This is a genomic window from Cedecea selenatireducens, from assembly GCF_042138895.1.
Lineage (GTDB): Bacteria > Pseudomonadota > Gammaproteobacteria > Enterobacterales > Enterobacteriaceae > Cedecea > Cedecea selenatireducens.
Map to the genome: position 1 here is coordinate 440,820 of NZ_JBHIKW010000002.1, position 14,071 is coordinate 454,890.

Genomic DNA, 14,071 nt, shown 5'->3' on the forward strand with positions numbered 1-14,071 from the left:
ATCAGGAGCCCATGCGGTAGTTCGGAGACTCTTTAGTGATGGTCACGTCGTGGACGTGGCTTTCCTGGATACCGGCACCGCTGATGCGTACGAATTCCGCTTTGGTACGCAGCGCGTCGATAGTACCACAGCCGGTCAGGCCCATACAGGAACGCAGGCCGCCCATCTGCTGGTGAACGATCTCTTTCAGGCGGCCTTTATACGCTACGCGGCCTTCGATACCTTCCGGCACCAGTTTGTCTGCTGCGTTGTCGGTCTGGAAGTAACGGTCGGAAGAGCCTTTGGACATCGCGCCCAGAGAACCCATGCCGCGGTAGGATTTGAAAGCACGGCCCTGGTAGAGTTCGATTTCGCCCGGAGACTCTTCGGTACCTGCCAGCATGCCGCCAACCATTACCGCAGCTGCGCCAGCGGCGATAGCTTTAGCGATGTCGCCGGAGAAGCGGATCCCGCCGTCGGCGATGACCGGAATGCCGGTACCTTCCAGCGCTTCAACCGCGTCGGCCACAGCAGTAATCTGCGGTACGCCAACGCCGGTAACGATACGAGTGGTACAGATGGAGCCAGGACCGATACCGACCTTAACCGCGCTGCAACCAGCGTCCGCCAGAGCACGTGCGCCAGCGGCGGTTGCTACGTTACCGCCGATGATTTGCAGGTCAGGATATTTAGCACGGGTTTCACGAATACGTTGCAGAACGCCTTCGGAGTGGCCGTGAGAGGAGTCAATCAGCAGAATATCAACGCCAGCGGCGACCAGCGCGTCAACACGCTCTTCGTTGCCTGCGCCTGCGCCAACCGCAGCCCCAACACGCAGACGGCCCTGCTCGTCTTTACAGGCGTTAGGTTTACGCTCTGCTTTCTGGAAGTCTTTAACGGTGATCATGCCCAGCAGGTGGAACCCGCCGTCAACAACCAGCGCTTTCTCAACGCGTTTTTCGTGCATTTTAGACAGCACGACGTCGCGCGCTTCGCCTTCTTTCACGGTAACCAGACGCTCTTTCGGGGTCATGTACACGCTAACAGGCTGGCTCAGGTCGGTCACGAAGCGCACGTCACGGCCGGTGATGATGCCGACCAGTTCGTTTTCTTCGGTCACTACCGGGTAACCGGCAAAGCCGTTACGCTCGGTTAATTCTTTCACTTCACGCAGGGTGGTCGTTGGCAGCACGGTTTGCGGGTCAGTTACGACGCCACTTTCGTGTTTCTTAACGCGCTTTACTTCTTCTGCCTGGCGTTCAATCGACATATTTTTGTGGATGAAACCAAGACCGCCTTCCTGCGCCAGGGCGATAGCCAGACGCGCTTCCGTCACGGTATCCATCGCTGCGGACAGCATAGGGATATTCAGACGAATAGTTTTGGTCAGTTGGGTGCCGAGATCGGCCGTGTTCGGCAGAACAGTAGAGTGAGCTGGAACGAGGAGAACGTCGTCAAACGTCAGTGCTTCTTTAGCGATACGTAGCATGGCAATATCTCAACCTGGGGGTGAATGAGAACAGATAAAATATTGCCGCGGCATTATACAGAGCGTAAGCGATTGCATCCACACTTTTTTCGCAAAACTCCTTGCTAATAGCGCACCGGGCTGTAGTATCGACCTATTAACCTGCTGATTTAGAATTTGATCCAGCTCACATGTCGACACTGAATCCCCCTTCAATTTTTACCGTTTCTCGCCTGAATCAGACGGTGCGTTTGCTGCTGGAGCAGGAAATGGGGCAGGTCTGGATCAGCGGTGAAATCTCCAACTTCAGCCAGCCCTCTTCGGGCCACTGGTACTTCACGCTAAAAGACGACACCGCCCAGGTTCGCTGCGCGATGTTCCGTAACAGCAATCGCCGCGTGACCTTCCGCCCGCAGCACGGGCAGCAGGTGTTAGTGCGCGCTAACATCACCCTTTACGAACCACGCGGCGACTATCAGATTATTGTCGAAAGCATGCAGCCCGCCGGTGAAGGGCTGTTGCAGCAGCAGTACGAGCAGCTCAAGCAGAAGCTGAGCGCTGAAGGTCTTTTCGACCAGCTGCACAAGCAGGCCCTGCCCGCTCCGGCTCGCCAGGTCGGCGTTATTACCTCTAAAACCGGCGCGGCCCTGCACGACGTTCTGCACGTATTACAGCGCCGCGATCCGTCCCTGCCGGTCATCATTTACCCGACTGCCGTTCAGGGCGCAGACGCCCCGCTGCAAATCGTGCGAGCTATTGAACTTGCTAACCTGCGCAACGAGTGTGACGTGCTAATTGTCGGGCGCGGCGGCGGCTCGCTGGAAGATTTGTGGAGCTTTAACGATGAGCGAGTTGCGCGGGCAATTTTCGCAAGCAAGATCCCGGTCGTTAGCGCCGTAGGGCATGAAACTGACGTCACGATCGCCGATTTTGTCGCTGATTTACGGGCGCCTACGCCTTCCGCCGCGGCGGAAATCGTCAGCCGCAATCAGCTCGAATTACTGCGCCAAATCCAGTCTCAACAGCAGCGTATGGAAATGGCGATGGACTATTACCTCGCCCAGCGCTCGCGGCGGTTTACCCAGCTGCATCATCGCCTGCAGCAGCAGCATCCTCAGCTACGTTTAGCTCGCCAGCAAACCACGCTTGAACGCCTGCGCCAGCGCCTGAACGTGGCCATCGACGGCAAAATGCGCCGGGCAACCCAGCAGCAGCTACGCCTTAGCCAGCGCCTTAACCAGCAGCAGCCTCAGGCACGCATTCACCGCGCCCAGTCTCGCTTACAGCAGTTGGAATACCGCCTGTCGCAGTTAGTGAGCGCTCAGCTCAGCCAGACAAAACAGCGCTTCGGCACCGCGCTCGCCCAACTGGAAGCCGTCAGCCCGCTGGCGACGCTCGCGCGCGGCTACAGCGTGACGACCGCCGAAGACGGCAAAGTGCTGAAGAAAACCAAACAGGTGAAGTCCGGGGACACGCTGACCACGCGCCTGGATGACGGCTGGGTTGAAAGTCAGGTGACGGGCATTAAACCGGTGAAAGCGCCGCGTAAGCGTAAGCCAGCGGCGAAAGACGAATAAGCCGTTCAGAGCGCAGTGGAAATAAATTCCACGCGCTTTTTAGAAATCAGCCCGTGGCCGTTCTGGCAGAAATAATCCACCGCCCCACACGCCTTCAGCACCTGCAACGGTTTATGGCAGTCCGGGCAAAGTGCCTCCAGACGGAAATCTTTGCCGCAGGCATCACAGTGCGCGCCGCCGTCCGTTTGTCTCAGTTCGTTTCTACACTCGGGGCAATTAAGCATCATCCTTCCCTCCCGCTAAGTCATTAATGGGCCCCATTATATACCCATAACGTTCAGATGGATTCACTTCGCTATTGTGCAAAAGGCTGGCAAGTTTAGCGCATTAATGCACCGTTTTTGCCCAACCTGTTCCCTCGCTGATTAACGCTTGTATCCAGACTGGTATCCCAGACGGCGCTGCTGCTGAACCTTCAATTTTTTGAAGTCATTGGCATGATAATTGAATCACTCCCTTTACGTGGTCAATCGGGGAGGATTTTCATGTTTGATGAGCTGTTAGATAAAGATGCCACTGCGCTTGCCGCACTGATTCGCTGTGGCGAGGTTTCAGCCCGGGAAGTTACTCAGGCAGCCATCGATCGCCAGCAGGCGCGTGAGCCCTTAATTCAGGCGTTTTGTACCCCAACGCCGGAACTCGCTCTGGCTCAGGCGAAAGCCGTCGATGCCAGGCGTGCCAGCGGGCAAACATTAGGTGCGCTGGCGGGCGTTCCCCTGGCGGTGAAAGACCTGATTTGTACCGCCGGAGTGAAAACCACCTCAGGCTCTGCCGCCTACCAGGACTTTGTGCCGGAAGAGGACGATATCGCCGTGGAGCGCCTGCTGGCTGCGGATGCCATCCTGCTGGGTAAAACCACCGCCCCCGAATTTGGCTACAGCGGCGTGGGGCACAATCCTCTGTTTCCTTCCCCACGTAACCCCTGGGATCTGAGCAAAACGCCCGGCGGCTCCAGCGCAGGCTCAGGTGCAGCGCTCGCTGCCCGGATGTGCACGATTGCGCTAGGCAGTGACGGCGGAGGCTCGGTGCGCATTCCGGCCGCTCACTGCGGCGTCTATGGCCTGAAAGCTTCTATGGGGCGTGTGCCACTTTGGCCCGGCTGCCGCGACGAACGTTATCCGGGCGTTTCCAGCTGGGAGTCTTTGGAGCACATTGGGCCGATGACCCGCACCGTGCGGGATGCTGCGTTGATGATGTCACTGCTGGCCGGCCCGGATATGCGCGACCGCCACTCTATTCCCAGCTCTGACGTTGACTGGCTTACCTCGTTAGATAAGCCCTTGAGCGGCCTGCGGATCGCCTTTAGCGCCGATTTTGGTTACGTCGCCGTGGACAGCGAAGTTCGCCGGATAACGACGGAAGCTGCGCGTCGTTTCGCGCGTGAGCTGGGCGCGGAGCTGGAAGAAGTTGACCCCGGCATCGCCGATGAAGTCTCGACGTTTGCCGCTCTGGTTGCCTTTGAAAGCGATCTGACCGGCATGCGAAAAATGCAGGCCGAACTGGGGCCGCGAATGTCGCCGCACCTGAGCGCCATGCTGCATCACACGTGGCGGGCCGAAACATTCACCGACGCGAATACCCGGCGTAAAAAAATCTGCAATCAGCTTTGGCGTTTTATGCAGCGCTATGACCTGCTGCTTTCCCCAACGCTCGCCGTGCCGCCGTTTCCGCTCAACATGCAGGGCCCGGAGGTCATCGACGGGCGCATGGTGAGAAGCGACCACTGGCTGTCGTTCTGCTTCCCGTTCAACTTTACCGGCCAGCCGGCTGCTTCGGTGCCCGCAGGCTTTACCGCAGACGGCCTGCCCGTCGGGCTGCAAATCGTGGGTCGTCACCTGGACGATGGCCTGGTGCTCGCGGCAAGCGCCGCTTTCGAGCGCATTCAACCATGGAATCACATCAGCCCTGCTTCACTCGGAGTTGTCCATGAATAAGAAATCGTCCCCTGCCCTGGAGCAGGAATTTGAGCACGAGCCCGTGCCGCTTAGCCATCGCCATTCTACAGGCTCCGTCTCGGCGGTGTGGTTTGGTTTCCCTATGATCCTCACCAATGCGCTGTTTGGGGGCATCATCACCTGGTCTCTCGGCTTCTGGCCGGCCATTATTGCCATTCTTCTGGGCAACCTGGTGCTGTTTGCCTATGTGGGCTCCCTCAGCTGGTTTGCCGGGCAGACGGGCATGAACTTCGCCTTACAGGCAAAACGAACCTTCGGCACCAAAGGCTACATTTTGGTTTCTGGTTTTCTTTCCACGGTGGTGATTGGCTGGTATGCCTTCCAGACCGGCCTTACCGGCACGGTGATTAATCAGACCTTCGGCTGGAACGCGCTGGCGGTGACGGCGTTCGCCATCGTGCTCTACACCGGCGTCACGTTCCTGGGCGTTCGCGCGCTGTCGATTCTGGGCATGGTTGCTGCCCCGCTGTTTGTGGTGCTTGGCCTGGTGGCGCTGTGGCTGATTAGCCAGCAGCATGATTTCAGCGCTGTCGTTCAGTGGCACGGCAGCCCCGCCGCTGTGGGCACCATGAGTATGGGCACTGCCGTTACCATGGTGGTGGCGGGCTTTGCTGATTCAGGTACCATGACCGCCGACTTCACCCGGTGGTCAAAAAACGGTAAATCCGCCGTGATTGCCGCCTTCTCGGCATTCCCCGTCGCCAACGTCATTTCTTATCTTTTTGGCGTGGTTATCGTGGCGGTGGGCGCGGCCGTCGACCCGGCGACCAACGGCGGGAACTTCCTGCCGATACTGATGGGGCACGGCGCTTTGCTGTCGGCCATCGCCTGCCTGTTCGTTTTTATCAACCTCGGCTCCGTCTGTACGCACTGCCTCTACAACGGTGCCGTGGGCTACAGCCATCTTTTCCACAGCAAAATGCGGCTCTGGACGCTTATTCTGGGCGTTGCGGGCGGCGCGCTGGCGTTAGCGGGCGTGTGGTCTTACTTCCTTGAATGGCTGAGCCTGCTCGGCATTGTCGTGCCGCCGTTTGGCGCCGTGATGATCGTCGATTTGATTTTTATGGCCAAAATTAGCGAAACCCGTAAAACAAGCCGCATGCGTGGCAGCGCCTTTGCGGCCTGGGCTATCGGTAGCCTTTGCGCAGTGGTCGCTCACCTGCTGTTCCCGCAGTTTGGCGAAGCGGTCATTGGCCTGGTCACCGCAGCAATCAGCTACACCCTGATAATGAAAATTAAAAATGAAGCCCCGGCGAGCATCATGGAGGGAAAAAATGCCTGATTACACCGTTAACTCAACGCCGTACGCCTGGCCCTTTGACGGCCACTACAGCGCCCACGACACCGCGCTGATCGTCATCGATATGCAGACCGATTTTTGCGGCAAAGGTGGTTACGTCGACAGTATGGGCTATGACATTGCGCTGACGCGGGCACCGATAAAACCGCTCCAGCAGGTACTGGCCCGCCTGCGCGAGCTGGGCTTTCCGATTATTCATACCCGCGAGGGACATCGCCCTGATTTAAGCGATTTGCCGGCGAATAAGCGCTGGCGTTCAAAACGTATGAACGCAGAAATCGGCGCGGCGGGCCCTTGTGGCCGCATTCTGGTACGCGGGGAGCCTGGCTGGGAAATCATTCCGGAACTGGCCCCGCTCGAAGGGGAAGTGATTATTGATAAGCCTGGAAAAGGGTCGTTTTACGCCACCGATCTGGAACTGATTCTACGCAGCCGGGGGATCCGCAACCTGATACTGAGCGGCATTACGACGGATGTTTGCGTGCATACCACGCTGCGTGAAGCCAACGACAGAGGCTTTGAATGCCTGGTACTGACCGATTGCTGTGCGGCCACGAAACGGAAACACCACGAAGCGGCATTAAGCATGATTCATATGCAGGGCGGGATTTTTGGTGCAGTGGCGAGTTCAGAGGTTTTACTGGAAGGGCTTGCCAGCAAAACATCCGCGCTGGCAGTTTAACCTTTAAACCGATGAGCTCCCCTTCTGCCGGGGAGCTCATCGGCTATCAATCAGGGCTTACTTGCCCTTTTTGATATGTTTAATCAGACGCTTACGCTTACGCATCTGGTTTGGCGTCAGGGTGTTGCGTTTCCCGGCGAACGGGTTCTCCCCTTCTTTGAACTGAATACGGATTGGCGTACCCATTACGTCCAGCGATTTGCGGAAGTAGTTCATCAGATAGCGCTTGTAGGAGTCCGGCAGGTCTTTTACCTGGTTGCCGTGAATCACCACGATTGGCGGGTTATAGCCACCGGCGTGAGCATATTTCAGCTTAACGCGACGACCGCGAACCAACGGCGGCTGATGGTCTTCTGCCGCCATGTTCATGATGCGGGTCAGCAGCGCGGTGCTTACGCGGCGCGTGGAGCTGTCATAGGCTTCACGAACGGATTCGAACAGGTTACCTACGCCGCTGCCGTGCAGGGCAGAGATGAAGTGCACGCGGGCGAAGTCGATAAAGCCCAGACGGTAGTCCAGCGTCTCTTTCACCTGCTCGCGAACTTCATTGCTCAGGCCATCCCATTTGTTGACCACGATAACCAGTGAGCGCCCACTATTCAGGATGAAGCCCAGTAGCGAGAGATCCTGATCGGAAATGCCTTCGCGGGCATCAATAACCAGCAGCACCACGTTCGCGTCTTCAATTGCCTGCAGGGTTTTGATTACCGAGAATTTTTCTACCGTATCGGTAATTTTCCCGCGCTTACGTACGCCCGCGGTATCAATCAGCACGAATTCACGCTCATCACGCTCCATCGGGATGTAGATACTATCGCGAGTGGTGCCCGGCATGTCGTAAACGACCACGCGTTCTTCACCGAGAATACGGTTAGTTAGCGTGGACTTACCTACGTTAGGGCGACCAACGATAGCGAGCTTAATCGGCAGATCCTGAGGGTTGAAGGCTTCTTCTTCCTCTTCTTCCTCAAGCTCTTCGTCATCGGAAACAATGCCGTTTTTAGCGTTAAACGCGGCCCAATAGGCTTCGTCTTCGTCGATTTCTTCCGGCTGTTCACGCGGGTCGACGTCGTCCATCCACGGCACCAGAACGTGCTCCAGCAGGCTGGTTACGCCGCGACCATGGGAGGCAGCAATCGGGTGGATTTCGCCGAGGCCCAAGGAATAGAAGTCGATAACCGCCTGGTCCGGGTCAAGACCATCGGTCTTGTTCGCTACCAGGAAAGTAGGCTTCTGACGAGAGCGCAGGTGCTTAGCGATGGCTTCATCGGCAGGCATCAGGCCCGCGCGCGCATCCACCATGAACAGCACAACATCTGCCTCTTCAATCGCCAGTAGCGACTGCTCGGCCATACGCGTTTCCACACCGTCTTCGGTGCCGTCGATACCGCCGGTATCAATGCAGATAAACTCACGGCCTTCGACTTCCGCACGACCGTACTTGCGATCGCGAGTCAGCCCCGGAAAATCCGCAACCAGCGCATCGCGGGTACGCGTTAAGCGGTTAAACAGGGTCGATTTACCGACGTTAGGGCGCCCAACAAGCGCGACCACAGGTACCATTATAAAAGCCTCATTACTCAAAATTTATTAGCAAAACGGCGTCAATTTTCGGCCGTTTTAAAAAAACCAAAACGGCTCCCGGACTAAGGGAACCGTTTCAAACGTGACGATTATCCGACAAATTTAGCGTTTGATGGCGTACAGCGTGCCGTCTTTTGCCTGGATAAGCAGTTTGTCGCTGGCAACAACCGGCGTCGTCTGGAAGCCGGAGCTGTCCACTTTCTGCTGGGCAACAAAGCGCCCGTCATCATTGTTGATCCAGTGCATGTAGCCTTCGCTGTCGCCGACCACCAGATAGCCATTGTACAGCACTGGCGCGGTCAGGTTGCGGTGCAGCAGATCGCTTTGCGTCCACAGGGTCACGCCGCCGTCCACGTTCAGGGCAACAACGCGGTCGTTCTGATCCACCAGATAAATGCGGTTACCGTCAACGATGAAGTCGTTCACCGAGCCCATCTCACGTTTCCACATGATCTGGCCGGAACGCAGATCCAGCGCGGTCAGGTTGCCGTTATAAGCCAGAGCATAAACCACACCGTTAACAATAACCGGAGTAGTATCAACGTCGCTCAGGCGGTCGATTTCCGTCGCACCGGTTGCCTGGGAGATACGCTGCTGCCAGATAATCTGGCCCTGCTGCATCAGCACGGCGCTAACGCGGCCGTTATCACCGCCGACGATAGCTGCGCCAAAGGCGGTTGCCGGAGCCGATTCACCGCGCAGAGACAGCGAAGGCATATCGAGGTTAACGCTCCATTTTACCGCGCCGTCAGCTTCGTTCAGCGCCTGCAGCATACCGTTGCTGGTATGAATCAGCACAACGCCATCGCTCACAACCGGGCGAGAAAGCGCTTCACCCGCCACTTTCGCCTGCCAGGCAATGCTACCGTCCGAGGTATTCAGCGCGAAGACTTTCGCTTTTTCGCTGCCCACATAAACGTGCCCACCGTCAACGGTCAGACCGCCGGACAGCAGAGCAGGAATATTGCTGGAGAAGAAGCCGGTTTTCTCAGAGAGATCGACTTTCCACTCTTCTTTACCGTCATCCGCATTCACGGCTTTTACGGTACCACGGCGGTCAGCGGCATAGATGGTGCTGCCTTCCCATGCCGGATGCAGGTTAGAGTAGAAATCACCGATTCCATTACCCACGGACGTGCTCCACGCTTTCTCCGGGGTGAACTGGTTTTCCACCGTTGGCAGCGGGGACATTTTAACCACATCTTCTTCGCCGCTGAACAGAGAGCAGCCGCTGAGCAGCGTCAAAGAGAGCAGCCCAGGCACAAATAGTTTACGCAATTGCATCGGGTCCCTCTTAGCTGGACAAATTATTGATTTTCATCTGCATCATTTCACGCAGGGCAGGAGAAGCATTGGTTTGAGAACCTTTGCTCCACGCATCACGTGCACCCTGCTTATCCCCTTTACTGAGCAACGCCTCACCGCGCAGGTCGGCAACCATCGCTACCCAGCCTTCGCCTTTCACGCTATCCAGGGTTTTCAGCGCGGCATCAGCCTGCTTCTGCTGGATCTGAACGCGAGCCAGACGCAGGTTAATCAGCGCCTGCATGTTCGCGTCTTTGGTGCTGCTAAGGCCGTTTTGCAGCTGGGTGGCCGCCTTGCCTAAATCGTTTTTATCAACGAACTGCTGAGCCAGCTCTAACGCCGCCAGCGCACCGTAGGTGTTTTTGTTGTCAGCAGCGAATTTTTCTACCGCTTCCAGCGTTTGGGGCTGGTCTGCTTTCACCGCGCTGGTGACGTTCTGATAAGCCAGAGAAGCGTCACGCATGGAGTCGTCCTGATGGCCGTTCCAGTAACGCCAGCCCACCAGAGCGCCGATACCCAGCACAACCCCGACTACCAGCGCTTTGCCGTTTTCTGCAAAGAAGCGTTTTACCGCTTCCATCTGATCGTTTTCGTTCTCGTAAACTTCCACGCAGTCCTTCTCCTTAACGAATAATCACCGGGTGATTAACCCAGTAACGCCTGCAGATGGGCGGCAGCGTCGGCCTGTGCGACGTTTTGTTGCTCACCTGTGCGTAAATCCTTAACCACGACTTCGCCTTTAGCGACTTCATCTTCACCCAGCACCAGTGCAACGCGAGCGCCCCACTTGTCGGCACGAGCGAACTGCTTCTTGAAGTTACCGCCACCGTAGTTAGTCATCAATTTCAGTGCCGGCACCTGGTCACGTAGCTTTTCAGCCAGCAACATTGCCGCGCCCTGCGTTCCCTGACCCGAGGAGATCAGGTACATATCGACAACGGATTCTGCTTTAAATTCAGGATTAATCGCCTGAACCAGTAAAACAAGGCGCTCAAGGCCCATGGCAAAACCAACCGCCGGCGCCGCGCGCCCGCCAAGCTGCTCAACCAGACCATCATAGCGGCCACCTGCACACACGGTGCCCTGAGAGCCCAGGCTGTTGGTAACCCACTCAAATACGGTGCGGTTGTAGTAGTCCAGGCCGCGAACCAGACGCTGGTTTACGGTGTAGGCAATGCCTGCAGCATCGAGGAACTGGCACAGACCAGCGAAGTGCTCACGAGACTCTTGATCAAGGTAATCACCCAGCTGAGGCGCATCGTTCAGCAGAGCCTGAACGTCCTGATTTTTGGAGTCCAGCACGCGCAGCGGGTTGCTGTACATGCGGCGTTGGCAGTCTTCGTCCAGCTTCTCTTTATGCTGCTCCAGGAAAGCAACCAGCGCATCACGATAGTTAGCGCGAGCTTCCAGAGAGCCGATAGAGTTCAGCTCCAGGCTCACGTGCTGGTCAATACCCAGCGCGCGCCACCAGCGAGCGGTCAGCATGATAAGCTCGGCGTCGATATCCGGGCCGTTCAGGCCAAAGACTTCAACACCCAGCTGGTTAAACTGGCGATAACGCCCTTTCTGAGGACGTTCGTGGCGGAACATCGGCCCGATGTACCACAAGCGCTGTTCCTGATTGTACAGAAGACCATGTTCGATACCGGCACGCACGCAGCCCGCGGTGCCTTCAGGACGCAGGGTCAGGCTGTCGCCGTTGCGATCCTCAAAGGTATACATCTCTTTTTCAACCACGTCGGTGACTTCACCGATAGCGCGTTTGAATAACGGGGTCTGCTCTACAATCGGCAAACGGATTTCGCTGTAACCGTAGCTCGCGAGCACCTGCTTAAGAATGCCTTCAATACGCTGCCAAATGGCGGTTTCGCCCGGCAGGTAATCGTTCATGCCGCGAATGGCTTGAATGTTTTTTGCCACGTTTTTTCTCTGCTTTATATACAAAAAATGAACCCGAAATCAGGCCATTCACTCAGGTAAACGGCCGTGCGGGTTCAATCATACACGGGAAGCCCTGTGCTTCCCATGCTTCGCATTATTTTTCCAGCTGTTGGATATCAATACGCTGCTTTTCATCCAGCATGCTGGCCTTGGCACGAATACGCGCTTCAAGCTGCGCAATCATGTCATCGTTGTCCATACGATCTCGCTGGCGAACGCCATCTTCGTAGAAACCACTTTTCTTATTACCGCCGGTCACACCAAGCGTGGAGACCAGCGCTTCGCCCGGCCCGTTAACCACGCAGCCGATGATGGAAACGTCCATCGGGGTAATAATGTCTTCCAGACGCTGTTCGAGCGCGTTAACCGTCCCGATAACGTCAAACTCCTGACGAGAACAGGTTGGGCAGGCAATAAAGTTGATCCCACGGGAACGAATACGCAGCGACTTAAGGATGTCAAAGCCGACTTTGATCTCTTCAATCGGATCCGCAGCCAGAGAGATACGCAGCGTGTCGCCGATCCCTTCAGAAAGCAGCAGGCCCAAGCCGATCGCTGACTTTACTGCACCAGCACGTGCCCCACCCGCTTCGGTGATCCCGAGGTGCAGCGGCTGATCGATCTGTTTAGCCAACAGGCGATAAGACTCAACTGCCAGGAAGACATCAGAGGCTTTTACGCTGACTTTGAATTGATCAAAGTTGAGACGATCGAGATGATCTACATGGCGCATAGCGGATTCGAGCAGCGCCTGAGGCGTTGGCTCACCGTATTTTTCCTGCAGATCTTTTTCCAGGGAACCGGCATTAACGCCGATGCGGATAGGAATATTTTTATCGCGCGCGCAGTCAACCACGGTGCGAATACGCTCTTCGTTGCCGATGTTGCCGGGGTTAATACGCAGGCAGTCGACGCCGTATTCTGCAACTTTGAGCGCAATGCGGTAATCGAAGTGAATATCGGCCACCAGCGGAACGTTGACCTGCTGCTTAATCAGCTTAAAAGCCTCGGCAGCATCCATCGTTGGCACGGATACGCGAACGATATCGGCGCCTACGCGTTCTAATGCTTTGATTTGATTAACCGTGGCTTCCACATCGGTGGTACGCGTATTGGTCATCGACTGAACGGCGATAGGGGCACCATCGCCGATTGGCACATTACCGACGTAGATCCGCCTGGATTTGCGACGTTGGATGGGTGCGGCATTATGCATGGTAAATCTCCACAATTACGCGTCTGGACTGGCGCTGATTATTCAGCACCGACGGTCAGACGTGCAACCTGGTTAGTTCTGATAAAACGACTCAGGTCCACAGGTTTGCCCTGATATTGAACCTGTACTGCCGACGGTGCGCCAATTTTCAGTTTATAAGGCGCTTTGCCCGCTAAATTCAGCTTCGCATCTTTGCGCTGCAGGCCGCTAAACAGCTTTTTACCGCTGGCGTCTGTGACTTCCAGCCAGCAGTCAGCGGTGAAGTTCAGCGCCAGACCTTGAGCGGCATCCGCCGCCTGATTCACACCAGCCTGATCGGTTGGCAGCTGCCCGGCAGTCACTGCTGGCGTAGTCTGTGCGTTATCAATTGGTGCCTGGCCTGGCGCAACCACGGCCGGCTGCTGAGTGGCATCCGCAGCGGCAGTTTGCTGAGATGGCGCCGGAGCCACGCTATTTGCAGCAGGCGCAGGCTGTTCAACGGCCGCTGCGGAAGGCGAGGTCGCCGCCGCATCGGTAGAGGTATCACTGCCGGTATTCAGCGGCACAGACTGGCCGCCGCTGGTAGAAAGTTCAGTGGTTGACTGGTCGGCCATCGTAGACAGCTCTTCCTGCTGCGCCTTGTGGTTTTGCCACCACCATGCGCCCGTCAGGCCAATGACAACGAACAGAATCAGCCAGGTAAAACTCATCAGCCAGCCGTCGCGCTTTTTACGGCGCTTACCGAGTGAGAAGCTTTGCATAGGCTCAACTTTGGCCGCCTTAATCGGGGCCTGTTTCGCCATCATCGGCAACAGCTCTTCTTCAGGAATACGAACCAGTCGCGCATAAGAGCGGATATAGCCACGCAGGAATGTAGAGGCCAGCTCGGCAGGCGCCTTGTCGTCTTCTATATCCCTGACGGTGGAAACTTTCAGGCACAGGCGTTCAGCCACAGCCTGCTGGCTGAGACCCATCTGTTCACGCGCGTTACGTAAACGCTCACCTGTTGTTTGTGCTGCATTTGATTCGTTAGTGGCTTCAGTATTCATTAGCTACAACTGCTGGTACTGTTCAAATTAAAGAAT

General features: G+C 56.5%; 12 protein-coding genes. 4 read left to right on the forward strand and 8 right to left on the reverse strand.

All coding sequences use genetic code 11. The features are described from left to right. Position 1 precedes the first annotated feature (1 nt). A complete protein-coding gene (gene guaB / locus ACE38U_RS04935) occupies positions 2 to 1,468 on the reverse strand; it encodes an IMP dehydrogenase (protein ID WP_038480030.1) in 1,467 nt (488 codons plus the stop codon). A gap of 170 nt (positions 1,469 to 1,638) precedes the next feature. Between guaB and xseA the strand changes: the two genes are divergently transcribed. Continuing rightward, a complete protein-coding gene (xseA, locus tag ACE38U_RS04940; RefSeq protein WP_375529278.1) occupies positions 1,639 to 3,024 on the forward strand; it encodes an exodeoxyribonuclease VII large subunit in 1,386 nt (461 codons plus the stop codon). Between the two features lie 5 nt (positions 3,025 to 3,029). Here the strand turns inward: xseA and ACE38U_RS04945 are convergent, their stop codons facing one another. Then, positions 3,030 to 3,251: a zinc ribbon domain-containing protein gene (locus tag ACE38U_RS04945; RefSeq protein ID WP_038480024.1), complete on the reverse strand. Its 222-nt coding sequence runs from the start codon at positions 3,249 to 3,251 to the stop codon at positions 3,030 to 3,032. Positions 3,252 to 3,509: 258 nt separating this feature from the next. Between ACE38U_RS04945 and ACE38U_RS04950 the strand changes: the two genes are divergently transcribed. Genes ACE38U_RS04950 through biuH form a run of 3 tightly spaced genes read left to right on the forward strand, consistent with a single transcriptional unit; the run spans position 3,510 to position 6,961 of the window. Continuing rightward, positions 3,510 to 4,958 (forward strand): amidase, encoded by a 1,449-nt coding sequence (locus ACE38U_RS04950; RefSeq protein WP_375529279.1) that lies wholly within the window; start codon positions 3,510 to 3,512, stop codon positions 4,956 to 4,958. Further along, positions 4,951 to 6,261, forward strand: coding sequence for a purine-cytosine permease family protein (locus tag ACE38U_RS04955; RefSeq protein ID WP_038480018.1), 1,311 nt, complete (start codon positions 4,951 to 4,953; stop codon positions 6,259 to 6,261). Before ACE38U_RS04950 ends, ACE38U_RS04955 begins: the two co-directional genes overlap by 8 nt. After that, a complete protein-coding gene (biuH, locus tag ACE38U_RS04960) occupies positions 6,254 to 6,961 on the forward strand; it encodes a biuret amidohydrolase (RefSeq protein ID WP_375529280.1) in 708 nt (235 codons plus the stop codon). The genes ACE38U_RS04955 and biuH overlap by 8 nt, the downstream gene beginning before the upstream one ends. Positions 6,962 to 7,018: 57 nt before the next feature. Here the strand turns inward: biuH and der are convergent, their stop codons facing one another. The 6 genes from der to rodZ all read right to left on the reverse strand — a co-directional run bounded on the left by der (position 7,019) and on the right by rodZ (position 14,035). Continuing rightward, positions 7,019 to 8,524, reverse strand: coding sequence for a ribosome biogenesis GTPase Der (gene der, locus ACE38U_RS04965; protein ID WP_038480012.1), 1,506 nt, complete (start codon positions 8,522 to 8,524; stop codon positions 7,019 to 7,021). A gap of 123 nt (positions 8,525 to 8,647) precedes the next feature. Beyond that, complete coding sequence (gene bamB, locus ACE38U_RS04970; protein ID WP_038480010.1) at positions 8,648 to 9,829, reverse strand: outer membrane protein assembly factor BamB; 1,182 nt, start codon at positions 9,827 to 9,829, stop codon at positions 8,648 to 8,650. A gap of 10 nt (positions 9,830 to 9,839) precedes the next feature. Next, positions 9,840 to 10,460, reverse strand: a complete 621-nt coding sequence (locus tag ACE38U_RS04975; RefSeq protein ID WP_038480009.1) for a YfgM family protein — start codon at positions 10,458 to 10,460, stop codon at positions 9,840 to 9,842. Between the two features lie 35 nt (positions 10,461 to 10,495). Further along, positions 10,496 to 11,770 carry a histidine--tRNA ligase gene (gene hisS, locus ACE38U_RS04980; RefSeq protein ID WP_176981948.1) on the reverse strand — a complete coding sequence of 425 codons (1,275 nt, stop codon included), beginning with the start codon at positions 11,768 to 11,770 and terminating at the stop codon, positions 10,496 to 10,498. A gap of 115 nt (positions 11,771 to 11,885) precedes the next feature. Continuing rightward, positions 11,886 to 13,007, reverse strand: coding sequence for a flavodoxin-dependent (E)-4-hydroxy-3-methylbut-2-enyl-diphosphate synthase (gene ispG, locus ACE38U_RS04985; RefSeq protein WP_038480003.1), 1,122 nt, complete (start codon positions 13,005 to 13,007; stop codon positions 11,886 to 11,888). A 38-nt stretch (positions 13,008 to 13,045) separates the two neighbouring features. Continuing rightward, positions 13,046 to 14,035 carry a cytoskeleton protein RodZ gene (gene rodZ, locus ACE38U_RS04990; RefSeq protein WP_375529281.1) on the reverse strand — a complete coding sequence of 330 codons (990 nt, stop codon included), beginning with the start codon at positions 14,033 to 14,035 and terminating at the stop codon, positions 13,046 to 13,048. Between the last annotated feature and the right edge of the window lie 36 nt (positions 14,036 to 14,071).

What these genes read in the sequence shown, in the direction of transcription:
- guaB (WP_038480030.1), bottom strand. Translation starts at nt 1,468, where the DNA reads ATGCTACGTATCGCTAAAGAAGCACTGACGTTTGACGACGTTCTCCTC.
- xseA (WP_375529278.1), top strand. Translation starts at nt 1,639, where the DNA reads ATGTCGACACTGAATCCCCCTTCAATTTTTACCGTTTCTCGCCTGAAT.
- ACE38U_RS04945 (WP_038480024.1), bottom strand. Translation starts at nt 3,251, where the DNA reads ATGATGCTTAATTGCCCCGAGTGTAGAAACGAACTGAGACAAACGGAC.
- ACE38U_RS04950 (WP_375529279.1), top strand. Translation starts at nt 3,510, where the DNA reads ATGTTTGATGAGCTGTTAGATAAAGATGCCACTGCGCTTGCCGCACTG.
- ACE38U_RS04955 (WP_038480018.1), top strand. Translation starts at nt 4,951, where the DNA reads ATGAATAAGAAATCGTCCCCTGCCCTGGAGCAGGAATTTGAGCACGAG.
- biuH (WP_375529280.1), top strand. Translation starts at nt 6,254, where the DNA reads ATGCCTGATTACACCGTTAACTCAACGCCGTACGCCTGGCCCTTTGAC.
- der (WP_038480012.1), bottom strand. Translation starts at nt 8,524, where the DNA reads ATGGTACCTGTGGTCGCGCTTGTTGGGCGCCCTAACGTCGGTAAATCG.
- bamB (WP_038480010.1), bottom strand. Translation starts at nt 9,829, where the DNA reads ATGCAATTGCGTAAACTATTTGTGCCTGGGCTGCTCTCTTTGACGCTG.
- ispG (WP_038480003.1), bottom strand. Translation starts at nt 13,007, where the DNA reads ATGCATAATGCCGCACCCATCCAACGTCGCAAATCCAGGCGGATCTAC.
- rodZ (WP_375529281.1), bottom strand. Translation starts at nt 14,035, where the DNA reads ATGAATACTGAAGCCACTAACGAATCAAATGCAGCACAAACAACAGGT.